Genomic DNA, 8,614 nt, shown 5'->3' on the forward strand with positions numbered 1-8,614 from the left:
GGGTAGGGGCGGCGGGGGCGAGAACAATCCCCGCGCACCCCGTCCGGCGGTCACATGCGCGACACGTTCCGCTCGTACACCAGCCGCAACCCGATCAACGTCAGCCACGGCTCGTGTTCGTCGATCACGGATGACTCGCCCAGAACCATGGGCGCGAGCCCACCCGTGGCGATGACCGTGACATCCTCCGGATCCTCCGCCAGCTCGCGGGCCATACGGCCGACCACACCGTCCACCTGCCCGGCGAACCCGTAGACGATGCCGGCCTGCATGGCCTCGACCGTGTTCTTGCCGATCACCGCACGCGGCCGCGCCAGCTCGATCTTGCGGAGTTGCGCGCCACGCACACCGAGCGCCTCCACCGAGATCTCGATGCCCGGCGCGATCACCCCACCCGCGTACTCCCCGCGCGCGGACACCGCGTCGAACGTCGTCGCCGTACCGAAGTCGACCACGATCGCCGGCCCGCCGTAGAGCTCGACGGCGGCCACCGCGTTGATGATGCGGTCCGCGCCGACCTCCTTGGGGTTGTCCATGAGGATCGGCACGCCGGTCTTGATGCCGGGCTCGACCAGCACCGCGGGCACGTCGCCGTAGTACCGGCGCGTCACCTCGCGCAGCTCGTGCAGCACGGACGGCACCGTCGAGCAGATGGCGATCCCGTCGATGCCGTCGCCCAGTTCCTCCCCGAGGAGGGGATGCATCCCCATGAGGCCCTGGAGGAGGACCGCCAGCTCGTCGGCGGTGCGGCGCGCGTCCGTGGAGATGCGCCAGTGTTCGACGATGTCCTCGCCGTCGAACAGACCGAGAACGGTGTGCGTGTTGCCTACGTCGATCGTCAGCAGCATGGCCCGTACCCGCTCCTACTCCGCCGCTCGCAGGTCCAGGCCGATGTCCAGGATGGGCGAGGAGTGCGTGAGGGCCCCCACCGCCAGGTAGTCGACGCCCGTGTCCGCGTACGCCTTCGCGTTGTCCAGCGTGAGCCGGCCCGACGCCTCCAGCATCGCGCGGCCGGCCACGAGGGCCACCGCCTCCTCGCACTCGATGGGCGTGAAGTTGTCCAGCAGGATCAGGTCCGCGCCCGCGTCCAGGACCTCGCGCAGCTGGTGCAGGGTGTCGACCTCGACCTCGATCGGCACGTCCGGGAACTCCTCCCGGACGGCCTTGAACGCCTGCGCGACGCCACCGGCGGCGACCACGTGGTTGTCCTTGACGAGGGCCGCGTCCGACAGCGACATGCGGTGGTTGACTCCCCCGCCGCAGCGCACCGCGAACTTCTCCAGCGCCCTCAGCCCCGGGGTGGTCTTCCTGGTGTCCCTGACCTTCGCCTTCGTGCCCTCCAGAACGTCCGCCCACGCGCGCGTGGCCGTCGCGATGCCCGACAGACGGCACAGCAGGTTCAGTGCGCTGCGCTCGGCCGTGAGGAGGTCGCGGGTTCGGGTCGTGACCGACAGGAGCTTCGCTCCCGCCTCCACCCGGTCGCCGTCGTCCACGTGGCGCTCGACCTCGAACTCGTCCGTGCACACCACCGAGATGACCGCCTCGGCGACCCTCAGGCCCGCCACGACGCCGGCCTCGCGCGCGGTGAAGTCGGCGGTGGCGCGGGCTTCCTCGGGGATGGTGGCGACGGTGGTGACGTCGACGCCGTTGTCGAGGTCCTCCTGGATCGCCACGTTGGCGATGTCCTCGACCTCCAGGGGGTCGAGCCCGGCGTCGGCGAGGAGCTCGGCGAGCGCGGGGTCGAGACCGCACTCCATGTAGGTCTCCAGCGCGTCCGCGTCGGGGTCCATGCCGCAGGCGCAGCCGTCGCCGCAGCCGCCGCTCTGGGCGAGGGGAAGGTCGGGGGTGCTCACTACTGTCACTGCTCCTGGGGAAGGCGCTCGGGCCGGTGCGTGGGGGTGCCCCCGGCTCGAGCGAGGTCGAGCGTCCGGGGGACGGTAGGGGGGAAGTCTGGGGTGTCCGTGGTCCGTAGGGCCAGTGTGCGGTCGGGATTCAGCCGTACGACGATGTGGCGGCGCCAGTGGGTGTCGTCGCGGTCGGCGTGGTCCTCGCGCCAGTGGCAGCCGCGGGTCTCCTCGCGCAGCCGGGCGGCGGCGACCAGGACGCGGGCCACGCACAGGAGGTTGGTGCTCTCCCAGGTGTCGACGCCGGGCTCGGCCGTCTTGCCGTTCTCGTCGAGGGCGTCGCGCGCCGCGGTGCGCAGCTGGTCGAGGGCGGCGGCCGCGGCCGCCAGGGACGCCGCCGACCTCAGGACGCCCGCGCCCTCCGACATGATCCGCTGGATCGCGAACCGTGCGTCCGGCTCCAGCAGCGGGTGCTCGGGCTTCTCCCGGTACGGGACGGGCTGCGGCACGCGCGCGTGGAGGCCGTTCTCCGCGTGGCTCGCGACGATGTCGGCGGCGATGCGCTCGGCGTAGACCAGGCCCTCCAGGAGGGAGTTGGAGGCGAGCCGGTTGGCGCCGTGGACGCCCGTGCAGGCGACCTCCCCGCACGCGTACAGGCCCGGCACGGTCGTCCGGCCGTGGGAGTCGGTGCGGACGCCCCCGGAGGCGTAGTGGGCGGCGGGGGCGACCGGGACGGGCTCGGTGACCGGGTCGATGCCGTTCGCGCGGCAGGCGGCGAGGATCGTCGGGAAGCGGTGCTCCCACATGTCGGCGCCGAAGTGCCGGGCGTCCAGGTACATGTGCTCGGCGCCCTGCTCCTGCATACGGCGCATGATGCCCTTGGCGACGATGTCCCGGGGGGCGAGTTCGGCCAGCTCGTGCTGCCCGACCATGAAGCGCGTTCCGTCCGCGTCGACCAGGTGGGCGCCCTCGCCGCGTACGGCCTCGGAGACCAGCGGCTGCTGGCCCTCCGCGTCCGGACCGAGGAAGAGCACCGTGGGGTGGAACTGCACGAACTCCAGGTCGCTGACCTCGGCGCCCGCGCGCAGGGCGAGCGCGACGCCGTCGCCCGTGGACACGGACGGGTTGGTCGTCGCCGAGAAGACCTGGCCCATGCCTCCGGTCGCGAGGACCACGGCGGGCGCGTGCACCGCGCCGACGCCGTCGTGCTGGCCCTCGCCCATGACGTGCAGGGTCACGCCCGCGGTGCGGCCGTCGGCGTCGGTGAGGAGGTCCAGGACGAGCGCGTTCTCGATGGTGCGCAGTCCCCGCGCGCGTGTGCCCGACGGCATCGCTTCGCTGACGGCCTCGACGAGGGCCCGGGAGATCTCCGCGCCGGTCGCGTCGCCACCCGCGTGGGCGATGCGGCGGCGGTGGTGGCCGCCCTCGCGGGTCAGCTCCAGTCCTCCTTCGGAGGACTCGTCGAACCGCGCTCCCGTCTCGATCAGCCGGCGTACGGCGTCGGGGCCCTCGGTGACGAGGAGGCGGACGGCGTCCTCGTCGCACAGGCCCGCGCCCGCGACCAGTGTGTCGTCGAGGTGCTGCTCGGGGGTGTCGCCCTCGCCGAGAGCCGCCGCGATGCCGCCCTGCGCCCAGCGGGTGGAGCCGTCGTCGAGGCGGGCCTTGGTGACGACGACGGTGCGCAGGCCGGCGGCCTCGCAGCGCAGGGCCGCGGTCAGGCCGGCGACTCCGGAGCCGACGACCACGACGTCCGCGGTGATGGACCAGCCGGGAGCGGGGGCGTGCAGGCGTATGCCCGTGTTGGTCGTCCGTATGCCCGTGTTGGTCGTCCCTGTGGTGTTCGTGCCTGTGTCGGTCACGAGGCGGCTCCGAAGGTGAGGGGGAGATTGTCGATCAGCCGGGTCGTCCCGACCCGGGCGGCGACGGCGAGTACGGCTTCACCGGTGAAGCCGTCGGAGATCTCGGTGAAGTCGGCAGGGTCGACCAGGGCCAGGTAGTCGAGTTCCAGCGGCGGCTTCATGCGTGCGGCGTCGTCGAGGACGAGGCGGGCGGCCGAGCGGACGTCGGCCGAACCCGAGGTGGTGGTGGGGGCGACCTTCGCGACGGCGTGCGCGTCGGCGGCGGCGCGGGACTCGCCGAGGGCGCTGAGGGCCTCCGCACGCGCGCGTGACGCGGGCACCTCCCGGGCCCGCGCGCGCAGCGCCTCCTGGGCGGCATGCCGGTCGCGGCCCGCGAACAGGGCCTGCGAGAGCGCGAGGGCCGTACGGCGCTCGGGGGCGGACAGGTAGCGGTTGCGGCTGGACAGGGCCAGGCCGTCCTCCTCGCGGACGGTCGGCACGCCGACGATCTCCACGCCGAAGTTCAGGTCGCGCACCATGCGGCGGATCAGGGCGAGCTGCTGGGCGTCCTTCTGCCCGTAGAGGGCCACGTCGGGCCGGGTGAGGTGCAGCAGCTTGGCGACGACGGTGAGCATGCCGTCGAAGTGCCCGGGCCGCGAGGCACCCTCCAGGCGCTCTCCCATGGGGCCCGCGGAGATCCGCACCTGGGGTTCGCCGCCGGGGTAGACCTCGTCCCCGGAGGGTGCGAACACGGCGTCGGCGCCCGACTGTTCGGCGATCTTCAGGTCCGCGTCGAGGGTGCGCGGATAGCGGTCGAGGTCCTCGCCCTTGCCGAACTGCAGGGGGTTCACGAAGACGGTGACCACCACCTCGCCGTCCCGGCCCGCGATGCCGCGCGCGGTGCGGATCAGCGTGGCGTGACCCTCGTGCAGCGCGCCCATGGTCATCACGACGGCACGGCGGCCCACACGCGCGCGTGCGTGCAGTTCCTCGGCGGTGCGCAGCAGCGTGGCGGTCATCGGGCGTCTCCGTTCCCGGGCGTACGCGTCATCGGGCGTCCCCTTCGGTGCCGGTGCCGGTGCCGGTCCCGTCGGCGAGTACCCCGAGGAGGTCCTCGGCGAGTTCCGGCTTGAGCAGGCCGTGGGCGAGCGCGCGGTCGGCTGTCGCGCGCGCCATCGCCAGGTAGCCGGCGACGGCCTGCGGGGCGTGCTCGCGCAACTCGGCGACGTGCGCGGCTACCGTGCCCGCGTCGCCGCGCGCGACGGGGCCGGTGAGGGCCGCGTCGCCGGAGCGCAGGGCGTTGTCGAGGGCGGCGCCCAGCAGCGGCCCGAGCATGCGGTCGGGGGCCTCGACGCCCGCCGTGCGCAGTAGTTCCATGGACTGCGCGACCAGGGTCACCAGGTGGTTGGCGCCCAGGGCGAGCGCCGCGTGGTACAGCGGCCGGGCGGACTCGGCGATCCACTCGGGCTCGCCGCCCATCTCGATGACCAGCGCCTCGGCGGCCAGCCGCAGCTCCTCGGGCGCGGTGACCCCGAACGAGCATCCGGCGAGCCGCTGCACGTCCACGGGGGTGCCGGTGAACGTCATCGCCGGGTGCAGCGCCAGCGGCAGCGCCCCGGCCCGCAGCGCGGGGTCCAGCACACCCGCGCCGTACCGCCCGGAGGTGTGCACGAGCAGTTGCCCCGGCCGGACGGCCCCGGTCTCGGCGAGCCCCTCCACGAGCCCCGGCAGGGCGTCGTCCGGCACGGTCAGCAGCACCAGCTCGGCGCGGTCCAGGACGTCGGCCGGGGGCACCAGCGGCACGTCCGGCAGCAGCGCCGCGGCCCGTCGTCGCGAGGCGTCGGAGACCCCGGAGACGGCCACCGGGCGATGCCCCGCGAGCTGCAGCGACGCCGCCAGCGCGGGCCCGACACGGCCCGCTCCGACGACGCCCACGGTGAGCCGCGCGGGGCGGTCCTTGGGGTCTGGCTGCTGGAATGTCGTCACTCGCTGGTGGCCTTCCCGTTCCAGTCCGCTCGTGGGTACCGGACGATTTCTCGTCATGTTAACGCGATTGGTTCGAGGGGCGTTCGGTTGTCCACAGGCTGTGGGTTTCCACACGTCGTGCGTGCGACATCATCCGGGGGTGACTGACACGGCGAAAGAGACGGCGGCAGAGACAGAGACCCCCAAGTCACCGGCCCTGCGGCGGTACGCGCGGCGGAAGGCAGCTCTCCGGGCGGCGGAACGGGCGCTGTCGCGCCCGGCGTTCCTGGGGACGATCCGGGAGCGGCTGGCGCTGCTGCAGGAGGAGGCACCGGGGCTGTACGACCTGGACGAGTCGGCGGACATCTACGGCAACGGCATCGTCGAGGCCCTGGAGGAGCGGGTCGCCGGGCTGCTCGGCAAGGAGGCCGCCGTCTTCTTCCCGACGGGCACGATGGCCCAGCAGGTGGCGCTGCGCGTACTCGCGGCCCGCACCGGCAACCCGGCCGTGGCCCTGCACGCGCTGGCCCACCCCGAGGTGCACGAACGGAAGGCGTTCAGCGAGGTCAGCGGGCTGCGTCCGGTACAGGTGACGCGCGAGCCGCGGCTGCCGACCGCCGACGAGGTGCGCGATTTCGAGGAGCCCTTCGGTTCGCTGATGCTCGAACTGCCCCTCAGGGACGCCGGTTTCGTGCTGCCCACCTGGGAGGAGCTCTCCGAGGTCGTGGCCGCCGCCCGCGAGCGTGACGCGGTGGTGCACTTCGACGGGGCCCGACTGTGGGAGACCACCGTCCACTTCGGCCGGCCCCTGGAGGAGATCGCGGACCTCGCGGACAGCGTCTACGTGTCGCTCTACAAGTCGCTCGGCGGCTTCGGCGGCGCGGCGGTCGCGGGCCCGCGGTGGCTCGCCGACGAGGCGAAGGCGTGGCGGCACCGGTACGGCGGCCAGGTCTTCCAGCAGTTCCCCACGGCGCTGTCGGCGCTGGCCGGGCTGGAGCGGGAGCTGCCCCGGCTGCCGGACTACGTGACCCACGCGCGCGTGGTCGCCGCGGCGCTCCGCGAGGGGTTCGCGGCGGCCGGGGTGCCCTGGGCGCGCGTCCACCCCGAGGAGCCGCACACCCACGAGTTCCAGGTCTGGCTGCCGTACGACGCCGATGTCCTCTCCGAGGCCGCGATCCGGCAGGGCGAGCAGACGGGGACCCTCCTGTTCGCCAGTGTCTGGGACCCGGGCGGGCCGGGGCTGTCGTACACCGAGGTCGCCGTGCGGGCGGCCGGGCTGGAGTGGACGGCCGAGGACGTGAAGGAGGCGGCGACTCAGTTCGTGGCCCGGCTCCGGGAGGTCACCGAGGACGGGGACCTGGGGTAGGGCGCGTGCGCAGGAGCCGGGCCAGCACGGACCGTACGCGTCCGCGTGCCGGGCGGCCCGCCACGACCGCGCGGAACCTCCGGTGGTCGCGCAGCTCCCGCACGACCTCCCAGTCGCGCACACCCGGCGCGGGAGGGGCGGGCTCGCCGAGGCGCTGGGCTCGGTAGGTGTCAAGGATGTACTGCTCGGTGACGCTCACGACGTACCGCCTCTCGGGGACGGGGACGGGGGGGACGAGCCCGTAGTGGCTCGTCTCGGACAGAAACAGCTCCGGGAAGGCCGGCCGTTGGTCCGCGGCGGTCGGGCTTCTCGCCCGGTCCGCCCGGGTCGCCCGGTCCGCCCAGGCTGCGCCCGGCCGTTGGGGTGCGTCGCGTCGATTGACTGCCGTCGTCAATCGACGGCGCGTTGTCAGTGGTGGGGTGCACCATGGCCGCATGGGCGTGAGTATCGACATCACAGGGCTGCCGGCCGAGCGGATCGTCTTCGAGCCGTCGCCGCTGGCCGAGTTGGCCGTCGCGCTGCACGCGCTCGCCGAGCCGGGCCACCATCCCGGTATGCAGGGCTGGGTGACGGCCACCACGGCCGCGCTCAAGCCGGACCTGGCCGACCGCCTGACCCAGGCGGACTTCCTGTGGCGGAACACGTTCTCGGACATCTTCATGCCGTTCGCCGCCCTGCCGGAGCGCGACGGCCACCCCGGGGGGACGCTCACCGAGGACCTGGACCTCCTGGACCGGCTGAGCGACGAGCAGTTCGTCGCGGCGGCCCTGGAGTTCAGCTGCGGCTCCCAGTACGCGGCCGCGTTGCCCTCACCCCTCGTCGACCGGGCCCGGCACGACGTGGCGCTGGACCTGGCGGCGAGCCGCGGCCCCGAGCAACTCGGCTTCACGCAACGCCTGCTGGCCGACCCCACGACCGTACGGGCATGGGTGCGGCGCCTGTTGGAGGACTGCGACGAGGCGTTCTTCGCGGACACCTGGCGCCGGGTGCGGGTCCACCTGGCCGCCGACGCCCGCCACAAGACCGAGATCCTGCGCCACAAGGGCCTGGAGGAGGCGCTCACGGCGGTCTCGGCCGCGCTCTCCCTGACCGGGACCGAAGCGGGCGCCACGCGCATCGAGGCCGACAAGCTCTCCCACGGCGGCACGACCGCCGTGGACCCCGAGGTCGGGCCCGGCGTCACCTTCGTGCCCTCGCACCACACCTGGCCGCACCTGCTGGTGCTGCACGCCTCGGGCTGGCGCCCCGCCGTGCTCTACCCGGTCGCGGGACCCGAGCAGGCGAGACCCGCCTCCGTGGAGGTGCTCAAGCTGCGCCTCGAAGCCCTCGCCCACCCCATACGCCTGCGTCTGTGCCGGAACATAGCCAGGGCGCCGTACACGACGGGCGAGCTGGCCCACGCCAACGACCTGAGCGCGCCCGAGGTGTCCCGGCACCTCGCCGTCCTGAAGAAGGCGGGGCTGATCACGACGCGCCGCCGCGGCCGCTACGTGCTCCACCAGCTGGACGTCACGGTGGTCGCGCGACTGGGAAGCGACTTCCTGGAGGGCATCCTCAGGTAGGGCCGGGCGGCCACCGCCCTGTGAGGGCTCAGCCCTGCC

General features: G+C 73.6%; 8 protein-coding genes. 2 read left to right on the plus strand and 6 right to left on the minus strand.

Annotation, left to right across the window (positions count from 1 at the left end; genetic code table 11):
- Window positions 1-50: 50 nt before the first annotated feature.
- Genes FNH08_RS37045 through FNH08_RS37065 form a run of 5 tightly spaced genes read right to left on the minus strand, consistent with a single transcriptional unit; the run spans window position 51 to window position 5,668 of the window.
- Window positions 51-848 carry a type III pantothenate kinase gene (locus FNH08_RS37045; protein WP_152775921.1) on the minus strand — a complete coding sequence of 266 codons (798 nt, stop codon included), beginning with the start codon at window positions 846-848 and terminating at the stop codon, window positions 51-53.
- A gap of 15 nt (window positions 849-863) precedes the next feature.
- Entirely contained in the window at window positions 864-1,853 is a 990-nt protein-coding gene (nadC, locus tag FNH08_RS37050) for a carboxylating nicotinate-nucleotide diphosphorylase (RefSeq protein WP_322726103.1), read from the minus strand.
- Between the two features lie 5 nt (window positions 1,854-1,858).
- Window positions 1,859-3,658: an L-aspartate oxidase gene (locus FNH08_RS37055; protein WP_407704524.1), complete on the minus strand. Its 1,800-nt coding sequence runs from the start codon at window positions 3,656-3,658 to the stop codon at window positions 1,859-1,861.
- Window positions 3,659-3,699: 41 nt separating this feature from the next.
- A complete protein-coding gene (panC, locus tag FNH08_RS37060; RefSeq protein WP_152775922.1) occupies window positions 3,700-4,701 on the minus strand; it encodes a pantoate--beta-alanine ligase in 1,002 nt (333 codons plus the stop codon).
- Window positions 4,702-4,729: 28 nt separating this feature from the next.
- Window positions 4,730-5,668, minus strand: a complete 939-nt coding sequence (locus FNH08_RS37065; protein ID WP_322726105.1) for a Rossmann-like and DUF2520 domain-containing protein — start codon at window positions 5,666-5,668, stop codon at window positions 4,730-4,732.
- Window positions 5,669-5,807: 139 nt separating this feature from the next.
- Between FNH08_RS37065 and FNH08_RS37070 the strand changes: the two genes are divergently transcribed.
- Complete coding sequence (locus FNH08_RS37070; RefSeq protein ID WP_407704523.1) at window positions 5,808-7,013, plus strand: threonine aldolase family protein; 1,206 nt, start codon at window positions 5,808-5,810, stop codon at window positions 7,011-7,013.
- Here FNH08_RS37070 and FNH08_RS37075 read toward each other — a convergent pair.
- Window positions 6,988-7,212: a hypothetical protein gene (locus FNH08_RS37075; RefSeq protein ID WP_322726106.1), complete on the minus strand. Its 225-nt coding sequence runs from the start codon at window positions 7,210-7,212 to the stop codon at window positions 6,988-6,990. The genes FNH08_RS37070 and FNH08_RS37075 overlap by 26 nt on opposite strands.
- Before the next feature lie 235 nt (window positions 7,213-7,447).
- Between FNH08_RS37075 and FNH08_RS37080 the strand changes: the two genes are divergently transcribed.
- Window positions 7,448-8,575 carry a DUF5937 family protein gene (locus FNH08_RS37080; protein ID WP_152775925.1) on the plus strand — a complete coding sequence of 376 codons (1,128 nt, stop codon included), beginning with the start codon at window positions 7,448-7,450 and terminating at the stop codon, window positions 8,573-8,575.
- The last annotated feature ends 39 nt before the right edge of the window (window positions 8,576-8,614 follow it).

Origin of the sequence: Streptomyces spongiae (assembly GCF_009377185.1) — a bacterium.
In the GTDB taxonomy this organism is placed as follows: domain Bacteria; phylum Actinomycetota; class Actinomycetes; order Streptomycetales; family Streptomycetaceae; genus Streptomyces; species Streptomyces spongiae.